We start from the raw sequence: 23780 nt of genomic DNA on the forward strand, positions 1-23780 counted from the left end.
TTAGGTGACCTGTGTCTTCAATTTCTTTAATTCATTTCTCCGCATGCGTACATCACAACCGATGCTGCAACTATTCCTGCTGTTTCTGTCCTCAGAATCCTTTTGCCCAGTGTCACAATGTGGGCTCCGATTTCTTTGAACATCTCTATTTCCTTTATATCAAAACCTCCTTCAGGACCGATGACTATATAGTAATCCTGCTTAGGTTCAGAGAGCACATCCTTCAGCATCTTCATATCTTCAAGTTCATAGGGAACTATGATTTTTGCGTCTTCGTTTTTAAGCCTCTCCACAAGCTCCTTTACCGTAACTATATCCTCCACCTGAGGTATGATGTTACGTTTGCTTTGTTTAGCGGACTCCTTGGCAATCTTTTGCCACCTATCAAGCTTCTTTTGCTCCCTGTCCTTGTCGTTGAGCTTTACCACTGTTCTTTCGGTTATGAGCGGAATAAAGCTTTTAACGCCAAGCTCCACATTTTGCTGAATTATAGTTTCCATCTTTGTCTGCTTAGGAATTCCCTGGCACAGGGTTACGTTAATTCGTGTTTCGTTGTTTCTTTCTATTTTTTCTTCAAGGCTGCAGATTATGTCATCCTTTCGTATTTCTTCAATGCGTGCTCTGTACTCGTCGCTTTCTGTCACTACGGAAATTTCATCGCCCTCCTGTGCCCTTAGAATTGTCTTCAAATGCCTGGCATCGCCGTCGGTTACTACTACCCTGCCATCTTCAATGCAGTCATCTGCACAAAAATATCTGAACATGCCGCCTCCTAAAGTTTTTTTGCTGTCACGCAGACCCACTCTTCGCTGTCATTGATCTCCAGGATTTCAAATCCCAGCTCCTTGAAATTGTCCGTAACATCCTGCAGATATTTCTTAATGATTCCAGATGCTATTACAAGACCGCCTGACCTCAAAAATTTTGGGAATGTTGAGCTCATGCCCATTATTATCTGAGCGATGATGTTTACGGCAATCATGTCATAGCCGTTTCCTATTTCATTCTGCAGATTTACGTCGTTAGTCACGTCTCCGCAGTATACGGTGAAGCGGTCTGCAAAGATGCTGTTAAGCGCAGCATTTTCACCGGCAATGCGCACTGCGTTCTCATCAATGTCAACGCCCACGCAGCTATTAGCTCCCAGCAATATTGACGCTATGGACAAGATTCCGCTTCCGCAGCCCATGTCAAGAACCTTCATTCCTTGTTCCATATGCTTTATTATCTGCTCTATGCAAAGTCTTGTGGTGTGATGCTGTCCCGTTCCGAAACTCATGCCCGGGTCTATTTCAAGCACTGTTTTTCCGTCTGACGGCTGGTCCAGTTCTTCCCATGAAGGTTTTATTATTATTTTGTCAGATACGGTGAATGGTTTGAAATACTGCTTCCAGTTGTTGGCCCAGTCTTCATCGTCAAGCATTCTTGTTTCAATCTCAAGCCTTCCGAAGTCAATACCGCTGTATTCCTGGCGTATGTTTGATATGAACGTCTTAATTTCACCCAAGAGACTGTTGCCCTGGCTGTTGTCTGCCAGATAAACCTTTATGCAGCTTTCGCAGTCCTTCATCCTGGCAAGACCTTCATCGTAATAGTCCCAGTTGAGAGTTTCATTGTTTAGAAAGTCGTCAAAAACACTGGCATCTTCAATGACCGCATCGTTTATGCCAAGCTTCATGAGAGCTCCGTTTATTATTTCTATTCCGTCTGTTGTTGTGTAAATTGATGTTTCAATCCAATTCATGTTTTTCTCCTGTTTTTCATTTAAGGCTGTTGTTATACTTCAATTTTTATCTCATATGTGATTGGAACGGCCTTTTCCAGCATCGCTGCCACACCGCAGTACTTCTCCATGGACAGCTTCACCGCTCTTTCCAGCTTGTCGAAAGTCAGATCCTTTCCCTTAAATCTGTATATGACCTTTATGTATGTGTATATCTTTGGATCCTCTTCCCTTGCTTCGGCCTCTATATCCACTTTTACATCCTCAATTTCAACCCTCATCTTCTTGGTTATGGTCATGATGTCGATTCCCGAACATCCAATGAGACCTGCCAGCAAAAGTGCCTTCGGACTTGGTCCCAGACCGTTTCCTCCATTTTCAGCCGTTGCATCCGTCGTTACAGTATGACCGTTGATATCCATCTCAAAGGCCATGTTTCCCCTTAAATTTGCGTGTATATTAGTCTTGCCCATGATTTCTCCTATCTATAATTAAATTTCATTTTATTATAATTTGTTAAATTATATCATATATTTAACATTAATATAACTATTTTTTGTTATAATGTAATAAGCATAATGTTGGAATTCTTGCTGAAGTAACATAATAAGAAACAATAACAGAACATCAAAATAATGAAGGTGGTATTGTCATGAAGGAATCCATTAGGTCAAATCTAGTAGGTAGTTTAATAACAATTGCAGCAGGAGCTTTGCTTGGTTTTTTCGGGGTGTTTGTGTCGGTGTTTTCCGACGGTCTTGTTTTTGAAAGACTTGTTACAATACTGATTGTGCTCATAATTTACGGTGTCATAAGCATCATACTGGGGCTGCTGAAGCCGGGCTTCACAATTCTTTACATGCTTTGCCTCAGCCTTCCCGGCGTAGTCATACTTCTGATTTACACAACCAGGGAATTTAATTTTCTTTATGTGGTTTACATGATTTTAATTCTTCTCTTTTCATACTTTGGAACGCAAAGCGGAAAATCGCTGAAAAGGAAAAAGAAATAATCATCTGATAAACGAGCCAAAGAATCCCTCCCTATGAGATTCTTTGGCTTTCATCTTACTATAATTTAGGCTATGTATTTATAAAATTATCTTTTAAAATATGAAAGAACCATGGCCATGCTTATTTTCATGCCAGTTTCCACTCCGTCAATTTCAATCCATTCTCCCCTGGTATGGGCTCCGCCTCCTTTTGTTGTCCCAACAGTGTTTGCCGGAACTCCCAGTGACAGCGGTATGTTGGAATCGGTTGAACCTGCTTCCAGGTCCAGTTCCGTGTCATAGTAATACCTGATAATTTCCTTGTTCTTCTCCGTGAAGCTTTCTAATTTTTGTTCATCAATGTCTCCGCTGCATGGCCTCATGCCCACAACTTCAACCGAAACACCTATGTCCATTTTTCTATAGCTGTCAAGCACCGCCCAGAAAAAGTCCTCCATCTGCTTAAGACATTCCTTGTCCAGCGATCGGAATTCATAAAGCATGGATGCTTTTTCAGCAATTGTGTTAACCGAAGTTCCTCCGCTTATAATTCCCACATTGTATGTGGTCTTTTCCTTCTGGGGTGCCTTAACGGCATAAAGAGTCTGTATCATGGAAGACAGATAGTAAATGGCATTTCTGTTTCCGAAATCAGAATAGGAGTGCCCGCCCTCGGTTGTAACGGTTACCTTGTACCTTTGGGAACCTACCGCCTTTGATACACACGATCCTATGTGGCCGTCAAGGGAAACAAACTCCTTCACCCTTGAGCCGTAATCTTCCATTATTTTTTTGCTTCCCTTAAGGTTTCCGAGACCTTCCTCGCAGGAATTCATTACAAACAGGAAACCATTTTCTGGCTGCATCTTGTTTTGCGTCACATACTTGGCGCACATCAACAGGTTAACGACGTTGGCTGTGTCGTCGCCTACACCCGGCGCAAACACCTTACCATCCCTTACCTGCACATCAAATTCTTTCTCGTCTTCAAACACCACATCCGTGTGAGCCATGAAGACTGTTATTTCTTCGGCGTTTTCGCAGTTTACTGGATAAACCACATTCTTCGCCTCATCGATTGTGACATTCCTTGCTCCGTTATGTTCAAGCCACTTCTTGCAAAACTCGGCACGCTTGTCCTCCTTATGGGAAGGAGCAGGTATTTTCGCCAGTTCAATCAAAAGATTCAGCCACTCCTGATTGCTTTGCGAGATAAATTCCAGTTCTTTTTCATTCAATGCATATTTCATGATAAATCTCCGCTAGTAAATTCTGTTAACAATTTTGTCTGAGATTAATATATTGAATATGTTATCCCTCACATTATTATCATCTGGTTAGTATTATAATCTAATAAACTTTCCCGTGCAACTGTGCTCTGGTATTTTTTGCAAATTTTCAATCATATGCTGTAATTTAGCTGTATAATGAATAAACTTCGTATTTAAGGGTATAAAATCCTTAAGTGCAGAATGGCGGTGATAAAATGAAAGAAGATAAAAATCAAGAAAAGAATCATGCACCGGAAAAAAAGAAAAAGAATTTGTTTCTGCGGGCAATATTTGTGCTGTTTTTAATTTCAACAACGGCTGTTGTTGCTGCAGGCGGATTTGCATCCGGTGTGGTTGCAGGAATCATAAAAACAGCTCCTGAAATAGACCCCACAAACATACTTTCAACCCTTTCCGAAAGCTCCGTCATAGTTGACGAAAAAGGAAGCATAATAGAAAAAATTCATGATCCCAACGAAAACAGGGACATAATAAAGCTGGAGGACATTCCTAAAGACCTGGTAAACGCCTTTATTGCCATAGAGGATCACAGATTTTTCGACCATATGGGTATTGACCCTCAGCGTATTGCCAGCTCGCTTTTATACAACTTTCAGGTGGGAGACCCTACGGCTCAGGGTGCAAGTACCATCACCCAGCAGCTTGTGAAGAATCTTTACCTTACAAACGAAAAATCCTGGGAAAGAAAGGTTAAGGAAATTTACCTGGCCGTAAAAATCGAAAGGGTTCTTTCTAAGGAGCAGATACTGGAAAACTACCTGAACACCATTCCGCTGGGCCAAAGCTCCTATGGCGTGCAGACAGCCGCACGCACTTATTTTTCAAAGGATGTGAAAGACCTTTCACTGGCAGAATGCGCACTTCTGTCCGGTGCTGCAAAAAGCACGGTTGCATATGCACCCTTTAACCGTTACAGCATGGCTGACTCAGTCAACATTCCCAAAGAGGACATCGTAGGGTATGTGGTTATAGGTTCAGTTCAGTACGCCTGCGTCTTCAACCAAAAAGCCGTAGACAGGCAGCGCCTGATTCTTGACCAGATGCTCGAAATTGGATTCATAGATGAACAGGAGCATAGAGATGCCATTAGTCAGGATATAAGGCTTTCTTTGAATCCAGGCCAGACCAAAATGGAGGAAATATCCACATTGCCCACGGACTACGTAAAGGACAGGGTAATTGAGGATTTGATGGGTAAAAAAGGTATGAGCCGACAGGAGGCTGAAAGACTCCTTTACAGGGGCGGTTTGACTATAACAGCAACAATCGACGTCAATATGCAGAAATCCCTTGAAGAAGCCTACAGAAACTTCTCCATAAACTATCTGGGAGAAAAGTCTGAAGGTGACAATCCCGTGGGTGAGGAATGGAGATACTTCAAATGGGTCGACGGCAATTCCGTTGGAAGTCTGGACTCTTACAAAAACGTGCTTAACGAATACGGTCAGACCATATTTTACAAAAAGGAAAACATTCTTGACGAAGCTGGAAATCTGTATTTAAGCTCCGATGAATTTTACCGGGACGAAAACGGATGCCTGGTTCTTCATACGAAGAAGTTTGACATTTACTCCTCTTCTGTTGATATAGTGGATTGTTACACCATAAATGAAGAAAACAATTTCGTATCCCACACCATGGGTTCCCTGAACATAGGCAGCAGCCTGGAGGTTCTTGAGAAGAAGGGGACTAAGGGAAAATTTCTGATCACAAAGGACTTTCTGGACAAAAACCCCGATGTGTTCAGTGTCGGAGACGATGGTCTGCTCAGAGTTTCAAAGGATTTTTTCTATTATCAGGAAGACGGAATAGTCCAGCCCCAGTCTGCAGCAGTTATACTTGACTACCGCACAGGAAAGATAAAAGCCATGTTCGGAGGCAGAAACATTGAAGGAAGCAAAACCTTTAACCGTGCTGCGGATGCAGCAAGACAGCCGGGCTCCACTATCAAGCCTCTGTCTGTCTACCTGCCTGCTCTTAACATGGGATACTCGGCAGCCTACATACTGGAAGACCTTCCCCGTACCAACGAAAAAGGTGAACGGTGGCCTAAAAACTGGTATGAATATAAGGATGTTAAGTACTGGGGCAAAATGACTCTTAGAAAATCCATAGAGCAGTCAGTGAATACAAATTCTGTCAACATGCTTGAAAAAATAGGGCTTGATGCTTCAATACAATCACTTGCCAGTCTTGGTTTCATTAACACCGAAAATCCGGCAGAAGACACATTCGTAACACCGCAGGAAAATCCGGTCTACAACGACGTTAACCTGGCATCCCTTGGACTTGGGGGGCTTACAAATGGCTTCTCACCTCTTGCCATGACTGCAGCCTACGGGGCTATAGCCAATGACGGCGTGTACGTGGAGCCCATCGTCTACACAAAAATTACAGACAGCAGGGGCGAAATCCTGATTGACAACATTCCGAAAACACAGTCTGTGTCCACTCCGGAGGCAGCCTCTCTCATGAAGGATATACTCAGAAGCACCGTGTACAACGGTCTGTCCTACAAGGCAAAGCTTCCGGATGAAATGGGAATAGAAGCTGCCGGCAAAACCGGAACGACCCAGGACTGCGGAGACTTCTGGTATGTTGGCTTCACACCGTACTACATAGGAGGCATCTGGGTAGGAAACGACAATGTACAGATGAAACTTTCCGGTGACAGCGGAAACAACGCGAGGCTGTGGAAAAACATAATGACTCACATCCATGAAGGGCTTGCTCCGGCAAAGTTTGAGCGAAGCAATAACCTTGTGCCCGTCCAGGTCTGCAAACAATCGGGGAAACTTCCCACTGACCTTTGTTCTCACGACCAACGGGGAAGCCAGGTAATAACAGAATACTTCATTCCGGGCACTGAGCCCAGGGAAAAATGCGACACCCATGTTTCTGTTGAAATATGCACAAACTCAGGACTTCTTAAATCTCAGTACTGCCCCGGAAACCTTCTGGAGCAGCGGGTGTTCGTAACCAGGAACAAAGACTACGATAAGAGTTACAGTATTCTGGACCAGGCGTACCAGGTTCCTTCCGCAGTATGCTCTAACCACACCCAGTGGCATTACGACCAGTGGATAAACGGCCAGAACGACAGCACGGAAGAAGGGGGAGACGAAGAACCTGCGGAGTCTGAAAACACAGAAGAGACTCAAGACAACAATGAAGGCGAAATTCTTGACTTGACAGACTAAGAAAATTCTAAACGATACTGTCATCCTGAGCGCCAGCGAAGGATCTCATAATTAAGAAACAGCAGCCCCAAATTATAGGGTACTGCTGTTTTTCGGCATCATGAAGATGCACCTTCTACAAATCATTTATGTTCCATTCCTGCCACACGTTTCCCACCAGTTCCGGACGAGGCTTTATTGTTTTTTTGCCAGGTTCCCAAACAGCAGGAGCAACTTCTTTCCCTTTTGAATTCCTCACCATCTGAATAGCTTTTATCTGTCTTAATCCTTCAAACACATTTCTGCCTATTGGCATGGACAGCACTTCCATGCTTTGAAGAATTCCATCCGTATCAATGATAAATGTTCCTCTTAAACTTACTCCGCTTTGTTCGTCATAAACTCCATACATCTTTCCTATTTCACCATTCTGGTCTGACATCATGGGAAATGGTGTGTTGCCGGACATCTTGGAAAGTTCCTGTTCGTTCCACATTTTATGAGTATATACAGAATCTACGCTGCAGGATAAAACCTGCACTCCGAGCTCTTCAAATTCCTTGACCTTAGCAGCAACTGCTGCCACTTCAGAAGCTCAGACAAATGTGAAATCTCCGCCATAAAAAAACAGGTAAACCCATTTACCCTTGTAATCCTCTAAACTCACCTTTGTAAATGATCCGTCATAAAATGCCTGCGCATTGAAGGACGGGGCCTTTTCACCAACCTTAATCACTATGACCTCCGAAAATTATAATTTAAAATCTGGCAGATATGCCTGTTATTATTATTGCCAATAACGCAGTTAATATTTAAAATCTCCTCTGCCACAGCAATAATGCTCATGAATACAAAGAATACGGCCTTATTTTTCTTTCATACAGCAAAAAAACAACCGCACTTGAACAGTGCGGTTGTTTTTTATACAATGTGAGGGATCGAAATTACAAAATAATCTTATTTTCCAAGATAAGCATTATACAGATCTTCTCCAACCTGTTGTTTTATGCTTTCATAAACAGGTTTAGCAGCTTCTTGCATTGCTTTGAAAGTTTCTTCGTTGATTTCTACTATTTGAGCTCCGTTTGACTCTATTATGCTTACTCTGTCTGCAACACGTGAATCTGCCTGCTCACGTGCATATACTTTTGCATTTGCTGCAGCCTGATCAAGGATAGCCTTTTCTGCGTCATTCAATCCATTGTAAACATCGTTGCTTGTGATTAAAGAAAGAAGATGCGGAATGTGGTTTGTCTTGATTACATATTTCTGCTGCTCATAGAATTTTGCAGATACTATAACTTCATATGGATTTTCCTGAGCGTCTATGGTTCCCTGCTGCAATCCTATATAAACTTCTGCAAATGCCATAGGTGTCGGATTTGCTCCCAGAGCTTTCCAGTATGCTATGTGGTTGGCATTTTCCATAGTTCTTATTTTTTGTCCCTTGAAGTCATTGATTGATTCAATTTTCTTGTTTGTTGACATAACTCTGAATCCCTGGTCTGCATAAGCCATCAGGTGATATCCAGCTTCTTCGTAAACACCGTTGATTGTTTTTAAGAAGCCTTCGTTGTCAACGGCTTTTCTTACTTCATCTATTGTTGCGTAAGCATTAGGAAGGTCAAATACTGCAAGTCTTGGCATGAAGTTAACCTGAGGTGCTGTTGTCTGAACAACAAACTGAATGTTTCCTCCCTTGATGCTTTCAAGCATTTCTCTGTCTCCGCCAAGAGTACCGTTTGAGTAAACTTGGATTTTCATTTTGCCTCCGCTCAAGGCACCAACTTCTTCGGCAAACTTAACTGCGTATTTGTGAGTTACAGTGTCTTCAGGGCTGTCAGTTCCAAGAGACCATGAATATTCTCCGATGTCGGATGATTGTTGTGCTGCAGGAGTTTCAGCGGCCGGTTTTTGCTCTGCAGGTTGCTGAGTTGCTGCTTGCTGCTGTCCGCAGGCTGCCAATGCGAATGTCATTACAAATACCATTAAAATACTGATAAATCTCTTAAAGTTTTTCATTTTCTTCTTCCCTTCGCCTTTCATTTTTTAATTTTATTTTTATGATTACAAATCATAAATTGCTACCAAATTACTTTGTGATGTATTGTTTAAACCAGAACCAGGCTTATGGCCGGTATAAAAGTTATAAACAGCAATGCAATCAAAAACATTACGATTAAAGGAATTGCTTTTCTGGCAATATTCATAACCGGTACACCTGTCAGAGAACTTGCAACAAACAGGTTGACTCCTACAGGAGGTGTTACGAATCCGATTGCCAGGTTAACCACCATTATCACACCAAAGTGGATCGGGTTTACGCCGATTGCCTGAATAATTGGCATGAATATAGGTGACAAGATAAGTATTGCAGGTGTTGTATCCATAACCATTCCCACAAACAGAAGGAATGCATTTATTATAAGCAATATTGCAACCTTGCCCGAGAATGTGGATGTAATAGCTGCCGCAACAGTCTGAGGAACCTGAAGCAGTGTAAGCACTCTTGAAAAAGCTATGGCTGCTGAAATTATAAACAACAGCGGTGTGTATGTCCTTACGGCTTCAACGAATATTTTCCACAAATCCTTCACTTCCAGAGATTTGTAAACAAACAAGCTGATTATCAAGGCATATATTACTGAAAACACGGCTGCCTCGGTTGGTGAAGCGATACCGCTGTAAATGCTCCCAAGTATGATTACCGGTGTAAGAAGTGCCCATGAACTGTCCTTCATTACTGCCCAAAATCCCTTATCTCTCAGCTCTTTTACGCTGGCGTTGATTTTTTCCTTGTCTTCGCCGTTCTTCTTGCAGTAATAGTAGGCATACAGCATCAACAGCGAGCCTATGAGCAAGCCTGGTACAACTCCGGCAATGAACAGTTCTCCAACAGATGTTCCGGTGCTCATGCCGTAGATGATAAACGGTATGCTCGGAGGTATAATAACTCCAAGACCTCCCGCAACGGCTACAAGTGCAGTAGTAAACACCTTGTCATAACCAAGGTTAATAAGAATGGGTATGGTCATACTTCCTACTGCGGCAACAGTTGCAGGTGCAGAACCTGAAATGGCTCCGTAGAACAGACAGGTGATAACTACCGCGCACGGCATTCCTGCAGTCTTGTCTCCAATGAAGTACGAAAATACATTAAATAACTTTTTTGAAACTCCTCCCCTTGCCATCAGTATTCCGGATAATATAAACATCGGAACAGCCAGCAACGGGAAACTGTCCATTCCTGCAAACATGGCCCTTATAACGTACTGACCGTTTGCCGGAAATGAGCTGTTTAACAGCGACGGAACTATTGACACAATTCCAAGAGTACTGGAAATTGGAATTGCAAAAGCCAATAGCACGAAAAATAAAACGAATAAAATTCCTGCCGACATAATTTCTCCTTTCCAGCAACATTAATTTGTTTTTTCAGTAAATTCTTTAACGATACCTTCCGCAATTCTTACGGTAGTCAGTGCAAATCCAACAAGCGGTGCAACCTGTATGAAGTACATGGGAAGCCTTACCGCAGGACTGAGCTGACCGCTTTGAACTGAAGCAATCAAGAACTTGTATGCGAACGGTATCATATATGCGAAAAATGCAAATGCTGCAAGCTTTTCAAGTATGCTGACAGCCTTCTTCAGCGAGCTCGGCAAGACGTTGACAAATTGTTCTATTTTTATAACGATACCTTTTTTGTAACTGTAGCTGATGCTCAAAAACCCGGACCATATAAACATGTAGCGCGTTATTTCTTCAGACCAAGTCAATGAATAGCTGAAAGCATATCTGGCAATTACCTGTATGCTCATCACTATGGTCATAAGTATAAGCAGAACTCCAAGAGCACACTCTTCAATATGATCATCCAACCATTTTACAAATGACATGAAATCACCTCTTTAATTTTTATTTACTTTGAACTGACCGATAATGCTTTATAATACAAGCATTACCGGTATAATGCAAGAAGTTTTAATGTCCGAAGATTTCTTTTTTAATCAAATCCACAGGCATGTCTTTCCCGGTCCATATTTTAAATGCGATGGCTCCCTGCCATATCATCATCATAAGTCCGTTCATGTATCTGCAGCCTGCCTGCTCAGCCATTTTTAACAGCTTTGTCTGAGCCGGGTCATAAACTATGTCGGCTACGAACAAATCCTTGGGCAATGCAGCTGGATCGGAAATTATTGCCTGGTCTATGGTGGCTTTCATTCCAAGAGATGTGCAGTTTACAAGAATAGCAGCATCCTGAATTTCCTTTTTCAACACTTCTTCATCCATTTCAAGAGCTCTTCCGTTGCATGTAGGAATGTTCCTGTTGATGTTGTCTATGATTTCTTCTGCAGAACTTAAAGTTCTGTTGAAAAGAACCAGTTCCCCGGCACCGTCGTAGGCCAGCTGAGTTGCAACAGCCCTTGCAGCTCCTCCCGCTCCGGCCAGAACGATTTTCTTACCCTTGAATTCAACCTGGTTTTCTTCCAGCGCCTTTACAAAACCTCTTCCGTCCGTATTGTAACCGGTCAGTTTGCCGTTGTCATTTTTAACCGTATTGCAAGAACCGATTATTCTGGCGTCTTCTGAAACTTCATCAAGAAATTCCAATACTTTTTTCTTGTGCGGCATAGTTACGTTGCATCCTTCGGCATTGAGGATTCTCATGGCATCAAGCCCTTCCTTGATGTGTCCTTCCTGAACCTCGAATGCCATGTATACATGATCCAGTCCCAATGCTTCAAAAGCTGTGTTATGCATGTGAGGAGATCTGCTGTGCTTCAGCGGATATCCCAGTAATCCCACCAGTGTGGTTGTCCCCTGTATTCTATTGGCCATTATTTGAACTCCTTTTATTCAATAAATTTGTTCCCAAACCCGCATATTATTTTAAATCAAAGACTTGTGGTATGATCTGATGGCTTCGCCTGACACAAGCCTTCCTTCAACAACATTTTCCTTTGGATTGTAAATATCGTTTATGTTCCACAGACCGTCTGTTGGAACAGGAATGTTCTCCATGGGCACATCCAGAAGATAAGGCTCATTCGACTCAATGGCTTCCCTGAATGCTTCCTTGAATTCATCGGCAGATGCTATCTTCCTTGATTTTACGCCGTATGCCTTTGCCACTTCTGCCCACTCGGGGTTGTATCTGTTGCCGTCCGGAGTGTAGAACACGGTTCCGAAGGAGTGATTGTATGCTCCTCCTTCAAGGCCTGCGATTGTACCAAACGCAAAGTTGTTCATAACAACCCATACCACAGGAATGTTTTGCTCCACAGCTGTTGCCATTACCGAAGGATTTGTTCCGAACCCTCCGTCACCTATTAGTGTGATCACCTTTTTGTCCGGAGCTGCCAATTTTGCTCCAAGTATTGCTGCCGAACCGAATCCCATTGTTGCAAGTCCGCCGGGATGGAATATGGTGTCAGGCTTTGTTATGTCAAACTGCTGACCAACGCCGTTTTTATTCCAGCCAACATCTGTAAAGATGAGACCGTCTTCAGGAAACACTTCTCTTACATCCTTCAGTATTCTCTGCGGCGTCATTGGGAATCTGCCGTCTTCGGCAATTGGTTTGTTGGATTGTTTAAACTCTTTCTTGTACTTGGCAATCTCTGCTCTTAATTCAGGTCTGTCTATACCTTCAGGCTTAAGTTCCGAAGCTGCTTCCAGAATTGCTTTCAAAGCCTGTTTCGGGTCAGCAACTGCTCCTATTTCAACAGGATAGTTTCTTCCTACTTCAACCGGGTCCATATCTATCTGTATGAACTTGGATTTATTGCTGAATGTTACTCCTTCATACCATGAGCTGCTGTCTGCTTCGGTCAATCTGGTGCCTACTGCAAGAATCAAATCTGCTCCTGAAGATTTACCGTTTACAAAGTATGTTCCCCAAAATCCCGTCATCCCAACCAGAAGAGGATGAGTGTCAGAAATTCCGCCCTGTCCCATGAGTGTCCTTGTAACAGGGATGTCTAAAAAATCAACCAGCTTTGTGAGTTCTTCTGATGCATTATGGTAAACAACCTGACCGCCTATGTGAATCACCGGATTCTTTGCCTCTATGAGCATACGAGCTATTTCAAATGCAGTTTCCTTCGGAAGAGCCGGTTTTACAGTAAAGCTGGAATCCTTGTATGTCCTTTCGAAACATCTTTCATCCACTTCTCTGGAGAACATGTCCATGGGCACCGATATGAGAACCGGGCCGGGTCTTCCGGATTCAGCCAGTCTGAATGCCTTGTCAAGAATTTCAGGCAGAAGCTCCGGTGTATCAAGCCTCCATGCTCTTTTAACAAACGGCTTGTAGATGTCGTACTGTGACCCGTCACAATGCATGTTGACTTCCTGATGAGGATGCTTTCCATAGTAGTAGCTTGGAACATCTCCTGCTATGACAACCATTGGAATTGAATCCAATGCTGCATTGGCAACGCCGGTTACAGCGTTGGTCAGACCTGGTCCTAAGTGTGTCATCACGACTGCTGCTTTTTTTGTGACTCTTGCATATCCGTCTGCGGCAGTTGAAGCTATCTGTTCATGCCTTACAGAAATGTACTTTAACTTTTTGCTTTGTTTTAATGCGTCCAGCATTGCAATGACCGTGTGGCCGCAAAGACCGAACACATATTTCACGTCTCTTCTTTCAAGATAATCCACCAATTGGTATGATAATAATTTTTTCAATGCTTGCCTCCTGTTTTTATATACAACTGTTTGCCAATGAATGCAGCTCCAGATAATTTTTCGCAGTCTGCAGGCAGCGCCTTGCATGTTCAGCATATCCGAATTCCTTCACTCTTTCTATGTTTGGCAATTCGATTGAGTAAACCATTTCCGGACATCTGTTTAAAATGGATGCAATGTCTATGGCACCTTCACCCACATAAAGACGTGCATCACGACCTGTGTGAATGAGACCTTCCTTGTCTGTAGGGATTTCGGCAGGTCCGTCACATATGTGTGCAAAATGGAACCATTCTCTCGGCAGTTCATCCAGTTCCTCCAACCTTACGCGTGAGCGGTGAAAATGGAGAGTATCAATCATTATTCCTGTGTTATCGCGGCTAACTGTCTTTAAAACGTCTACAGCCGACTTCAAATCGCTAACGTTTGCCCATGTAACGAATTCCAGATCAACCTTCAGACCGTAATTTTTTGCCAGGTCTGCTAATTTTGCAAATTGTTCCAAGTAAAATTCCCTGTTTGGTGTCCATATGCTGCTCAGAACACTTTTTGCTCCAAGTTCTGCAGAAACTTCAAATGCCGGTTCATATTGAGACACATCCACTCCGTCAACAACTCTTGCCAGTTCTATGTCATGGACTTTTATTCCGGTTATTTTCATAGCAGCCTTCGTTTGCTTAAGCATTTCTTTGTTGTGGGCCAAGTCATAATTAGGTTCATTCTTGAGTCCCATGTATATAGGTCTTATACTGATGTAATCATATCCTGCCATTGAAGCGATATAAGTCATTTCCGGCGGGGCGCAGCCTAGTACTGTCAAGTGAGCCAAAGAAAATTCTCTTTTCATTAAATTCACCATTCCTCTAATTAATTTCTTAGTATTAACAAAATCTATTTACAATTTTCGCACCGGGAAGAATCATATATAATTCTTCTCCGGCACAGATGTTATCGCAATCAGTTTGATGTTATTTTTCCATTTCAGGATCGTAGAAATCTCCAAACAGTTCTTCATCTGAAGGTCTGTCTTCCGGAATCGGTCTCGACACCCAGGTTGTGTTCATGTAATGTTTCAACGCAATGTTTTCAGAAACTATGTTTCCTCCCCACGTTCCGCATCCCATGGATGAAGTCATTGGCATTCCGTTGTTAAATGCTCCGGCGTTTGCCTTTGATTGAGGCTGTCTTACCATAATTCTGCTTACAGGTGCTGCCAGTCCCAATCTCATTATGTGATCGTCATTGAAGGAATATATTCCGCAGGAGTGTCCTTTTCCGCCTATATCGTAGATTCCTCTCATAGCGTCAAGAGCATTTTCAAATTCGCCTTCATATTTGAAAACAGCCAGTAATGTAGTAAGTTTTTCTCTGCAGAAGAAATATTCAGATCCGATTCCATCTCCTATTACCATGATGAATTTTCTGTCGGCCGGAATAGAGAATCCTGCAGCCTGAGCAAGCTGCTGAGGAGCAATTGCAACGGTATCAGCAAGTCTGTGGAACTCGTCATCCCACATTACCTTTTTGAGCGCTTCTCTTTCTTCATTGTTAGCCAGATATGCGCCTTCCTTCTGAAGCTGCTCAAGCATCTTTTCATAAATGCTTTCATGGATTACAAGGTTTCCGTCTGCCGAGCATCCTGAACCGTAGTCGGAAGTCTTGCTCAGCATTGTGTTGTGTGCTGCCTCTTCAACATTGGCAGTTTCATCAAATATCATTGTTGCATTTCCTGCACCTGATCCGTATGCCGGAGTTCCTGAACTGTATGCTGCCTTTACCATGGGGCGTCCGCCGGTTGCTATAACAAGGTCGGATCTTGACATCAGCTCCTGTGTCATGGCTACGCTTGGATTTGTTATACTCTGTAATATATCAGCAGGAGCGCCTTCCTTTTCAAGAGCTTCTCTCATGAGTCTCACGGTTTCAAATGTTGTATCCTTTGAACGCGGATGTGGAGAGAATATTACAACATCTCTTGCCTTTATTGCATATATTGCTTGTCCTGCAGGTGTTAAATCCGGATTTGTCGTAGGAACAAGCGATCCTATGATGCCCACCGGTTTTGCTATTTTCACTATGCCTTTTTCCGGTAATTCTTCAATAATTCCAACGCTTTTGGCTCTTAGGGCATCCCTGAGAACTCCTCTGATTTTAAAGCGTTTACCCTGTCTTGATATAGGGTCTCCAAGTCCGCTTTCTTCAATACCCATGTCTACAAGTCTCAAAAAAGTTTTTTTGTTGGCAACGGCCCATGCAACAGCCTGACACAGTCTGTCAACCTTTTCCTGATCATAAGTAGCAATTATATCTGCAGCCTTTCGTGCCTTTGCAAACAAATCATCCAATTCTTGAATTTGTTCTTGTGAAATTTCCTTTGCCATTACGAACATCTCCTTATTCTAATACATCTTTGTTTATTTAATGATCATTATAGCTAAATTATATAAACTAAATAAGAACAAGTCCAATACCAAAATTATATTAAAACCATAGAGACTTTTTATAGTTTTTATGTTATAATAAATTTAATTCATATATAAAAGCAGCAATACTTGTAAAGGAGGCTAATATGACATTACAGCAGTTGCAATATTTCCGTGTACTGGCAAAAGTACAGCATTTTACAAAAGCATCAGAAATGCTGTTAATATCGCAGCCTAGTTTAAGCTACTCTATTTCCCAACTTGAGAAAGAGCTGAATGTTCAGCTGTTTGAAAAAAACGGTAAAAAAATAACTCTGAACCATTACGGCGAGCATTTTCTATCTTACGTTGAAAAATCATTAGACTTGTTGGAAGAAGGCAAAAAATCTCTAGAGACTATTATAGACCCATCGGCAGTAAAAATCAACTTGGGATTTATTTACAGCATAAGCTCGAGCTTTATTCCGCAGATGATAAATGAATTTTATAAGGATCCTGCCAACAAACACATTAAGTTTAACTTCGTTCAGAACTTAAGCGACCACCTTATTAAGGACCTGAAAAGCGGCAAGCTTGATTTGTCACTGAGCGCCAAGCCTGACAAGGACATTGCATGCCTGCCCATATTCGATCAGAACCTGGTCCTCATCGCATCAAAGAATCACCCTTTTGCAAACAGAAGCAACATTGACATATCTGAATTAAACGGGGAACCCTTTGTTCTTCTAAACAAAAACAGCTCCCTGAGACAAATGTGTGATGAATTTTTTGAAGATCTGGATATAAAGCCCAATGTTGTATTTGAAGCAGAAGAATGCAATGCGGTAATATCATTTGTGTCCTTGAACTTCGGTATAGCCATAATACCTGAAAAGCTTGCCTACAGCAGTGACATAGCCGTGGTAAACATCAACAACTCCATATTTAAAAGGCCCATTTACCTGTGCTGGAACAAAGACAAGAAAATGGATTCCCGGTTGGAAAAGGTATATAATTTCATTAAAGACCATTATTCCATCAATGATGCTTCAATTTCTTAATTTCTGTCAACAAAACAAGTATATAGAATTCTTCTATGAGTCCGATACAATTATTGTATTGGACTTTATATTATTTAAAATATAATATATATTTAACGTCAAATGCTTAGATTTGATTAAGGAGGTTGACAAATGAATTTGCCAAAAAAAGTGGTTCTTTGCGAAGTCGGTCCCAGGGACGGCTTGCAAAACGAATCAAGGATACTCGGTGTCGAAGAAAAAGTTAAACTAATCAATTTAATAACAGAATCAGGCTTCAAGGTTATTGAAGTAGGTTCATTCATGCATCCAAAAGCTGTTCCTCAGATGGCCAGCACCGACGAAGTTTTCAAAAGGATTAACAAGAAGGACGGAGTTGAATACAGAGCACTCATTGCAAACATGAAAGGTCTGGAAAGAGCTGTTGACTGCGGCTGCAGAAAGGTAAAGCTCAACGTATCTGCCAGCAAGTCTCACAATCTGGCAAACCTTAACAGAACTCCCGAAGAATCCGTAGCCGGATTTAAAGATACGGTCCAGGCTGCAGTTTCCTCCAACATCGAAATATCAGGCTCAATTTCAATGCCCTTTGGTTCTCCATGGGAACATGAAATCCCCGTTGACGATGTTAAAAAGATTGTACAATCCTACATCGATGCGGGAATAACAGAAATATCACTTTCTGATGCTTCAGGAATGGCTGTTCCTAATCAGGTTTACAGCATGTGCACAGAAATGCAGCGAATATTCCCACAGGTTAAGTGGATATTGCACTTCCATAACACAAGAGGGCTGGGAGTGGCCAATATCGTAGCCGGCATGCAGGCAGGAATAACGTGGTTTGACACATCCTTTGCAGGTGTGGGCGGATGCCCCTTCGTGCCTGGAGCTGCAGGAAACGTGTCCACGGAGGATGTCATTCACATGCTCGATGAAATGAACATTGAAACCGGCATAGAACTGGACAAGACCATTGAAATATCCAAAATGCTTGTAAGCATGCTTGATCATTCCACAGATTCCTATATTTTAAGAGCTGGAAAATCCAAGGATCTGATTCTGGAGCTGCCCACAGGCCAGAAGAAATAAATATATAAAAAAGGGACCGTTGCATAGCATTTTCATGTCATCCTGAGCGTCAGCGAAGGATCTCATCCGTTGAAATTATGAGATTCTTCGGCTAAGACCCTCAAAATGAACAATAATCAATAATGCAGCAGTTCCTTTATATTAATATATTATTATATTATGAATTCTATTTAACCAGGGTTGCCAGGGCAGTACCTCCTGCATTGGCAAAGGGCCTGTTATAACTTGCATCAAAGAAATCAGCCTTAGATGAATCGTAGTAATACACCTTTTCCACCTTCAGTTCCAGCACCCTCTTTGAAGCTTTAAATTCCTTATTTTCAATGTTGACGTTCAAAATAACCAAATGTCTTAACGGAATTTCCATTGTGTTTTTTATTTCATTCAAATACTGATATTCCTTGCAGTCATCCGGTATTTCCAATTTGTCCTTTACAGCCTTAGCTGCTTCATCGGCTTTTTTTATTGCCTGATTTGACAAACTGAAAACGTAAGATTGCTGTTCGTCACTTCCTACAACAATATGACTCATGTACTCCTTCAATTTGAAATTGATGTCAGTACCCTTTTCTACAGTAATTCCTCCATCCTTGTAGTTTACATAGCAGGAGGTGTAATCCGGCGAATAAGGCGCATCACTTTCCAACAGTCTTTCATAGTCACCTCTTCCGGCAGAATTCCATGCATAGACGGTTTTATCTCCATCAAAATCAGGGTCATCCTCACCTGCCATATCAAACCTTGGATCCATAGGATCCGGATAATGGTCATCCAAATTGACGAAAGGCAGTGCACCTCCGCTCCAGATGCCTGCTTCTGCTTCTGCCTTCAAAGTAACGGAATCAGGAGTTATTATGCGTGATAAAAATTTTGGAGCCTTCTGCTCTATGTTTACATAAACAGTTCCGTTCTTCCAATTGGGTGTTACCTCATTTATAACAATGCTGGCTGATTTGTTGTAATTCGGATTTGCTTCTATGTAACTCTTTACTGCCTTTTCTATGTCTGTCACGCTGTTGGTTTTTGAAAGCGACAGCGCACCTGAAAGCGCAGCTGCATCTGCAGCCTTCTGAAGTGCACCCTTTTGAACCGTCATGTATCCCACATCAACTGCCAGAGCCGAAAATCCAATCAGGACTGCAAAGGCAAAGGCTAACAATACAAGTGCCTGCCCTGATTCATTCTTTAAATGCTCTAAAATTTTTTTCATAATGACCTCCCTTCTCCTAATGGCAATAAACCTAGTATACGGAAATGAAATATGATGTTTTTAATTACGGGAAGACCAGTCATGGCTCTTCCCGTAAAATTTACAAAAATAACATCGGTTTGGTTAAATTATTTAAGAGTGTCTAAATACTCTTCAATGCTCATTAACGGTCTCCACATAATCTCAGACCAGTTTGCACCATCATAAGGATCGCTGTTCCAGCAGTCTGACCATGCCGTTTCATTAAGTTCTCCATTGACTACCACCAAATGAACCGCAAAGCCTATTACATCGCGGCCATTGGCACATGAACTATAATATAGGAAACTATAGCCTCTGACCGGCTCCTCAAATTCCTTTTTAACCGAGAATTTTCCCGGAATCAGACCGCCGTTGCTGCTGATGAAGTCCAAATCACCGGGATATCCGTCGGCGTCATCGTTTATGGCTTCAACATTAAGCTCCTGAATTGACCAGTCCGGGAATTCCGGACGCAACAGTACAGTAATTCTGAAAATACTGCCTTCTTCATTCTCTTGCACAGTCTCTATGTAAATCTTTCCAATATCCTCATAATCATTCTGGCCGGCTCTGAGATATCCGACACATGTTGTTGCAGGAGCAACATCCTCCTCAAGCAGTTCATCGGGAACCCTAACGCTTTCGCCTTTAGCTCCAAAAGCGGGAACAGTTATCATCAGTAACGTCAAAAAAATAATCAAAACCTTCTTTGATTTTTTCATTTTACTACCTCCATTCAATGTTGGATCAAATGCAAACAATCTTTACGCACATGGCGATGCTTTCACCTCCTTTTCACCATGTTTGGTTCAGGCAAAAACTGAAATGATGCAAAACAAAAACCGACCAAATGGTCGGTTACGCTACCAGCTCCTACAAGGAATAAGCGTCCAAGTTTACCCTGTATTCACAGCTCCCAAGTATATTATTCTCATTGTTCGTAAAATATACCCAACTTTACATAATCTAAACAAAATAAATGCGATAAATATTCTAAGTACTTCGCCATCCGCGCATTCTGCCGCAGCTGTATCAGCTGCAATCCATTCTGTACTGCTAGTAGTAATGTCTTTTGAATTTCGCAACAGGCGTCTTTGTTAAAATTGTTCCAATTATATTTCCGTTTACCTGTCTCAGGCTTGCTACAGACTTTTTTGCCACTTCTATTTCAGTTTCGCCATATGCAATTGCTAAAATAATTGCGTCCGCGTATGTTGCAACTGTTATGGGATCGCTTACCATTGCTATTGGCGGAGTATCCAGAAAAATATAATCATAGTGCGATGTAAGATCATTCATCAAATCCTTTATTGCTTTCGAATTGATAATTTCTGCGGCATTGGAGGGTATCTTGCCGGCTGTTATCACGTCCAGTCTGGGATACACATTGTTGATGTATTTTTTGTAATCATCCTTGTTTATGAGCAAATCCGTCAGTCCAATTTTGTTTGACAGGTTATAAAACTTGTGTATTGAAGGTTTTCGCAAGTCTAGATCCAGCAGCAGTACATTTTTGTTAAATTCAGTCATGACAGCAGCAATATTGCATATTGTTGTGGTTTTTCCCTCTCCTGCTATGGAGCTTGTGAGCATAACAACCTTTATATTGTCATCAATATTTGCAAATTCAATATTTGTTGCTGCTTTTCTGTAAGATTCGGTTATGGATGAGTCAGGATGATCTTTCACCATATACTTTACCATATTCTGCATACTCATACTCTTGCCTACCCCCTTGGATAAAATTTGATATTGTACCTATTGATGATATCTTCAGGTGTTTTTCAATATCCTTTTCTGATTTTATGGTATTGTCGAAATACTCCATTAGAAATACTGTAAGTAAAGCCAGCATTCCGCCAAGCATACCTGAAATAACAGTATTCATAACCACATTGGGACTGATAGGATTTGACGGAAAAGAGGCATAATCCACAACAGCCACATTGTCTGCCTTTGTTATTCTTATCACTTCGAGCATAAATTCTACGACAATGGCATTAGCTATGTTCATAGCTGATTCGGGATCCTTGTTATGCACTTTCACCTCAAGTATCTGAGTGTCTTTTACAGGCAGCACCGAAATCGACTCGCGGCTTATGCTTTCCAGATTCAATGATTTTTTCGTATTGTTTAGCACTGTGTTTGATTTTGCCATCTCAGCATATGTATATATGAGGCTCTTGCTTAAATCTACATCAGTCTTGCTCATTTCTTCGCCATCAAGTATATTCTGCCTTACAATAATCGTTGTTGAAGATTCGTATACAGGGTCCAGCACATAAATGCTCACCAGTGCACCGATTAAGGAAAACACAATCGGCACTGCAAATAAAATTTTAATGTGCTTCTTTAAAATAACTATGATCTCTCTGAGATTAAGTTCATCACTATCTATCATCTTGTCTCTCCTTTTGTAAACATCGAACCTGACCTTGCATTTTACAACTACGCCTATACCATTGCATGAATCATATGCCAGCATTTAACTTTTCATTTATTGTCCATTACTTCCATAATCTTTTCCCTGGCTTCTATGACTGTCTCTTCATCCGGAATCATTACATAGAGCCTTTGATTTCCAGCTGAATAAGTAGTCCGGCTGTCTCCTGTCCCCTTCACATTGTACATCATGATATCCCACGAAGCACCATCGTTCATCTGCATTTTAATCATGTTATATATTTCGCCTGATGACATGTTAGTCTCAAAGTTCTTTGAAACAGTGTCAATTATTGCTCCTATTCCGGAAACAACCGAAGGCGAACTGGCCTTGTTCAATATAGCCTTTATCACAAGCATTTGATTTCTTCCTCGCTGGTTATCCCCGCCGGCAAATGCATATCTTTCTCTTGCGAAAGCCATTGCCGCTTTTCCGTTTAAGTGGTTAATGCCCTTTGTAAAGCTGTATTTTTCCACTGCATTGTATCCATATTCAGGAGTGATTATTATACCTGTTGATGCATCTATTGCATCAACAACCGTTTCAAAATCATACTCAGATTCAACATCAATGCCTCCCAGCGCATCCACCACATCGTTTAATGATGTGAGATTGATCCGCACATAGTAATCTATTTGAATATCATAAAATTGTTCCAATATTTCCATAGAAATATCAACACCGTAAATACCAGCATGCGTCAGCTTATCCATCTGTCCCCCGTCCACAGGAACGCTGACGTAATAATCCCTTGGTGTGTTAATGAGCAGTATCTTCTTTGCAGCAGTATTGACTGCCGCTATAATATTCAGGTCACTTCTGCCGGTTCGCGATACAGTTCCATATGTGTCGATACCGCTGATATATGCTATAAAGGAATCAACATTTATGATTGAACGGGCGGCATTATCAGTTTTATCGCTTGGCTTAATCTCAATTTTCGTTTCAATTTCCTGGTAACCGAGGACCTTTGTCCTATAATTGAAATCCGGCATCAGCTCATTTATTATATCCCTAAAGGCTTCATTCAGGAGTATTGCTTTTGCTTCTTTTTTGTACAAGGCTTCTATTTGTGAGTTAAAATCAATAAATGTCACTGTTTTCAACTCACAGCCAATCTTGTCACTTATGAGCTTCAATGTTTTATCCGTATTGTTTCTGTCTATATATTTCTGAATCCCAAATTCATATGTGGATGTATCCTCAATAACTTCGGCCGGATCTTCTACAAGGACAACCACCGACACCAGATCAATTTTTGCTCCCGGACCGGAGATTGCAAGAAACATATTGTGAATTTTAAATAATGATGCAGTAATAAATATAAATGCAAGAATCATAAATATTGAGATGAGTTTTCCAACATTTGTACCTTTCCCCGACACTTGGGTAAAAAAAACAAGCCCTGTCAGCAACAGTAAAATCATTATTACAGGCACAAGATATTTGCATGGCAAAATATCTATTGATATGAAAGATATCATTAAAATGACTGAAGTTACAATGTTTATTGAAAACAGTATTATCCCTGCAAAATAACCTGTATTTTTCTTTTTTTCATTTAACTTCATATAATGATCACCTGTCTCACCTTTTTTCAGACATGATTGGCAAACAATCTTTTGTATAAATATACCCAGCTAAATAAAGCAGTAAACATATATACTAAAATATAATACTATAAATCGGTT

The 23780-nt window shown here is 41.5% G+C and carries 20 protein-coding genes and 1 pseudogene; 4 read left to right on the top strand and 17 right to left on the bottom strand.

Annotated elements, in window-relative coordinates; translation table 11 throughout:
- Window positions 1-26: 26 nt before the first annotated feature.
- From AAGU76_RS17300 to AAGU76_RS17310, 3 genes are read right to left on the bottom strand one after another with little or no spacing between them, the layout of a single operon-like run.
- Window positions 27-764, bottom strand: coding sequence for a 16S rRNA (uracil(1498)-N(3))-methyltransferase (locus tag AAGU76_RS17300; RefSeq protein WP_342486779.1), 738 nt, complete (start codon window positions 762-764; stop codon window positions 27-29).
- Between the two features lie 8 nt (window positions 765-772).
- Window positions 773-1744: a 50S ribosomal protein L11 methyltransferase gene (prmA, locus tag AAGU76_RS17305; protein ID WP_342486780.1), complete on the bottom strand. Its 972-nt coding sequence runs from the start codon at window positions 1742-1744 to the stop codon at window positions 773-775.
- A 32-nt stretch (window positions 1745-1776) separates the two neighbouring features.
- Window positions 1777-2196: an OsmC family protein gene (locus AAGU76_RS17310; protein WP_342486781.1), complete on the bottom strand. Its 420-nt coding sequence runs from the start codon at window positions 2194-2196 to the stop codon at window positions 1777-1779.
- Window positions 2197-2375: 179 nt separating this feature from the next.
- Here AAGU76_RS17310 and AAGU76_RS17315 point away from each other — a divergent pair, with 179 nt between their 5' ends.
- Window positions 2376-2735 carry a hypothetical protein gene (locus AAGU76_RS17315; RefSeq protein WP_342486782.1) on the top strand — a complete coding sequence of 120 codons (360 nt, stop codon included), beginning with the start codon at window positions 2376-2378 and terminating at the stop codon, window positions 2733-2735.
- 86 nt (window positions 2736-2821) lie between these two features.
- Here the strand turns inward: AAGU76_RS17315 and AAGU76_RS17320 are convergent, their stop codons facing one another.
- Window positions 2822-3964, bottom strand: coding sequence for a M20/M25/M40 family metallo-hydrolase (locus AAGU76_RS17320; protein WP_342486783.1), 1143 nt, complete (start codon window positions 3962-3964; stop codon window positions 2822-2824).
- A 236-nt stretch (window positions 3965-4200) separates the two neighbouring features.
- Here AAGU76_RS17320 and AAGU76_RS17325 point away from each other — a divergent pair, with 236 nt between their 5' ends.
- Entirely contained in the window at window positions 4201-7206 is a 3006-nt protein-coding gene (locus tag AAGU76_RS17325; protein ID WP_342486784.1) for a transglycosylase domain-containing protein, read from the top strand.
- Window positions 7207-7321: 115 nt separating this feature from the next.
- Here the strand turns inward: AAGU76_RS17325 and prxU are convergent.
- The 8 genes and pseudogenes from prxU to AAGU76_RS17365 all read right to left on the bottom strand — a co-directional run.
- Window positions 7322-7921, bottom strand: a pseudogene (prxU, locus tag AAGU76_RS17330) (thioredoxin-dependent peroxiredoxin); the annotation flags it as partial.
- Between the two features lie 221 nt (window positions 7922-8142).
- Window positions 8143-9207: a TRAP transporter substrate-binding protein gene (locus tag AAGU76_RS17335; protein ID WP_342486785.1), complete on the bottom strand. Its 1065-nt coding sequence runs from the start codon at window positions 9205-9207 to the stop codon at window positions 8143-8145.
- An 89-nt stretch (window positions 9208-9296) separates the two neighbouring features.
- The gene (locus tag AAGU76_RS17340) at window positions 9297-10586 is read right to left on the bottom strand and encodes a TRAP transporter large permease (RefSeq protein WP_342486786.1); all 1290 of its coding nucleotides are present in this window, start codon (window positions 10584-10586) and stop codon (window positions 9297-9299) included.
- Window positions 10587-10607: 21 nt separating this feature from the next.
- Window positions 10608-11084, bottom strand: coding sequence for a TRAP transporter small permease (locus tag AAGU76_RS17345; protein ID WP_342486787.1), 477 nt, complete (start codon window positions 11082-11084; stop codon window positions 10608-10610).
- A gap of 85 nt (window positions 11085-11169) precedes the next feature.
- Window positions 11170-12030, bottom strand: coding sequence for a shikimate dehydrogenase (locus AAGU76_RS17350; RefSeq protein ID WP_342486788.1), 861 nt, complete (start codon window positions 12028-12030; stop codon window positions 11170-11172).
- Window positions 12031-12081: 51 nt separating this feature from the next.
- Window positions 12082-13884, bottom strand: coding sequence for a thiamine pyrophosphate-binding protein (locus AAGU76_RS17355; RefSeq protein WP_342486789.1), 1803 nt, complete (start codon window positions 13882-13884; stop codon window positions 12082-12084).
- A 16-nt stretch (window positions 13885-13900) separates the two neighbouring features.
- Entirely contained in the window at window positions 13901-14731 is an 831-nt protein-coding gene (locus AAGU76_RS17360) for a sugar phosphate isomerase/epimerase (protein WP_342486790.1), read from the bottom strand.
- Window positions 14732-14852: 121 nt separating this feature from the next.
- Window positions 14853-16265 (bottom strand): aldehyde dehydrogenase family protein, encoded by a 1413-nt coding sequence (locus AAGU76_RS17365; protein ID WP_342486791.1) that lies wholly within the window; start codon window positions 16263-16265, stop codon window positions 14853-14855.
- 188 nt (window positions 16266-16453) lie between these two features.
- On the opposite strand from AAGU76_RS17365, the gene AAGU76_RS17370 reads away from it, so the two are divergent.
- Window positions 16454-17347, top strand: coding sequence for a LysR family transcriptional regulator (locus AAGU76_RS17370; RefSeq protein ID WP_342486792.1), 894 nt, complete (start codon window positions 16454-16456; stop codon window positions 17345-17347).
- Window positions 17348-17479: 132 nt separating this feature from the next.
- Window positions 17480-18415 carry a hydroxymethylglutaryl-CoA lyase gene (locus tag AAGU76_RS17375; RefSeq protein WP_342486793.1) on the top strand — a complete coding sequence of 312 codons (936 nt, stop codon included), beginning with the start codon at window positions 17480-17482 and terminating at the stop codon, window positions 18413-18415.
- Between the two features lie 166 nt (window positions 18416-18581).
- On the opposite strand, the gene AAGU76_RS17380 is transcribed toward AAGU76_RS17375, so the two are convergent.
- The 5 genes from AAGU76_RS17380 to AAGU76_RS17400 all read right to left on the bottom strand — a co-directional run bounded on the left by AAGU76_RS17380 (window position 18582) and on the right by AAGU76_RS17400 (window position 23660).
- Window positions 18582-19625, bottom strand: a complete 1044-nt coding sequence (locus AAGU76_RS17380; protein WP_342486794.1) for a Tad domain-containing protein — start codon at window positions 19623-19625, stop codon at window positions 18582-18584.
- A gap of 128 nt (window positions 19626-19753) precedes the next feature.
- Window positions 19754-20368 (bottom strand): hypothetical protein, encoded by a 615-nt coding sequence (locus AAGU76_RS17385; RefSeq protein WP_342486795.1) that lies wholly within the window; start codon window positions 20366-20368, stop codon window positions 19754-19756.
- Between the two features lie 334 nt (window positions 20369-20702).
- Entirely contained in the window at window positions 20703-21365 is a 663-nt protein-coding gene (locus tag AAGU76_RS17390; RefSeq protein WP_342486796.1) for a CpsD/CapB family tyrosine-protein kinase, read from the bottom strand.
- On the bottom strand, window positions 21319-22047 hold the full coding sequence (locus AAGU76_RS17395; protein WP_342486797.1) for a Wzz/FepE/Etk N-terminal domain-containing protein: 729 nt from the start codon (window positions 22045-22047) through the stop codon (window positions 21319-21321). Before AAGU76_RS17395 ends, AAGU76_RS17390 begins: the two co-directional genes overlap by 47 nt.
- A 92-nt stretch (window positions 22048-22139) precedes the next feature.
- On the bottom strand, window positions 22140-23660 hold the full coding sequence (locus tag AAGU76_RS17400) for an LCP family protein (RefSeq protein ID WP_342486798.1): 1521 nt from the start codon (window positions 23658-23660) through the stop codon (window positions 22140-22142).
- Window positions 23661-23780: the final 120 nt, after the last annotated feature.

Source organism: Sedimentibacter sp., assembly GCF_038562225.1.
Lineage (GTDB): Bacteria > Bacillota > Clostridia > Tissierellales > Sedimentibacteraceae > Sedimentibacter.

Bases quoted from the DNA above. Each gene is read 5' to 3' on its own strand.
- AAGU76_RS17380 (WP_342486794.1), bottom strand. From the start codon at position 19,625: ATGAAAAAAATTTTAGAGCATTTAAAGAATGAATCAGGGCAGGCACTT.
- AAGU76_RS17350 (WP_342486788.1), bottom strand. From the start codon at position 12,030: ATGGCCAATAGAATACAGGGGACAACCACACTGGTGGGATTACTGGGA.
- AAGU76_RS17360 (WP_342486790.1), bottom strand. From the start codon at position 14,731: ATGAAAAGAGAATTTTCTTTGGCTCACTTGACAGTACTAGGCTGCGCC.
- AAGU76_RS17335 (WP_342486785.1), bottom strand. From the start codon at position 9,207: ATGAAAAACTTTAAGAGATTTATCAGTATTTTAATGGTATTTGTAATG.
- AAGU76_RS17320 (WP_342486783.1), bottom strand. From the start codon at position 3,964: ATGAAATATGCATTGAATGAAAAAGAACTGGAATTTATCTCGCAAAGC.
- AAGU76_RS17385 (WP_342486795.1), bottom strand. From the start codon at position 20,368: ATGAAAAAATCAAAGAAGGTTTTGATTATTTTTTTGACGTTACTGATG.
- AAGU76_RS17375 (WP_342486793.1), top strand. From the start codon at position 17,480: ATGAATTTGCCAAAAAAAGTGGTTCTTTGCGAAGTCGGTCCCAGGGAC.
- prmA (WP_342486780.1), bottom strand. From the start codon at position 1,744: ATGAATTGGATTGAAACATCAATTTACACAACAACAGACGGAATAGAA.
- AAGU76_RS17300 (WP_342486779.1), bottom strand. From the start codon at position 764: ATGTTCAGATATTTTTGTGCAGATGACTGCATTGAAGATGGCAGGGTA.
- AAGU76_RS17395 (WP_342486797.1), bottom strand. From the start codon at position 22,047: ATGATAGATAGTGATGAACTTAATCTCAGAGAGATCATAGTTATTTTA.
- AAGU76_RS17315 (WP_342486782.1), top strand. From the start codon at position 2,376: ATGAAGGAATCCATTAGGTCAAATCTAGTAGGTAGTTTAATAACAATT.
- AAGU76_RS17345 (WP_342486787.1), bottom strand. From the start codon at position 11,084: ATGTCATTTGTAAAATGGTTGGATGATCATATTGAAGAGTGTGCTCTT.
- AAGU76_RS17365 (WP_342486791.1), bottom strand. From the start codon at position 16,265: ATGGCAAAGGAAATTTCACAAGAACAAATTCAAGAATTGGATGATTTG.
- AAGU76_RS17400 (WP_342486798.1), bottom strand. From the start codon at position 23,660: ATGAAGTTAAATGAAAAAAAGAAAAATACAGGTTATTTTGCAGGGATA.
- AAGU76_RS17310 (WP_342486781.1), bottom strand. From the start codon at position 2,196: ATGGGCAAGACTAATATACACGCAAATTTAAGGGGAAACATGGCCTTT.
- AAGU76_RS17325 (WP_342486784.1), top strand. From the start codon at position 4,201: ATGAAAGAAGATAAAAATCAAGAAAAGAATCATGCACCGGAAAAAAAG.
- AAGU76_RS17370 (WP_342486792.1), top strand. From the start codon at position 16,454: ATGACATTACAGCAGTTGCAATATTTCCGTGTACTGGCAAAAGTACAG.
- AAGU76_RS17340 (WP_342486786.1), bottom strand. From the start codon at position 10,586: ATGTCGGCAGGAATTTTATTCGTTTTATTTTTCGTGCTATTGGCTTTT.
- AAGU76_RS17390 (WP_342486796.1), bottom strand. From the start codon at position 21,365: ATGAGTATGCAGAATATGGTAAAGTATATGGTGAAAGATCATCCTGAC.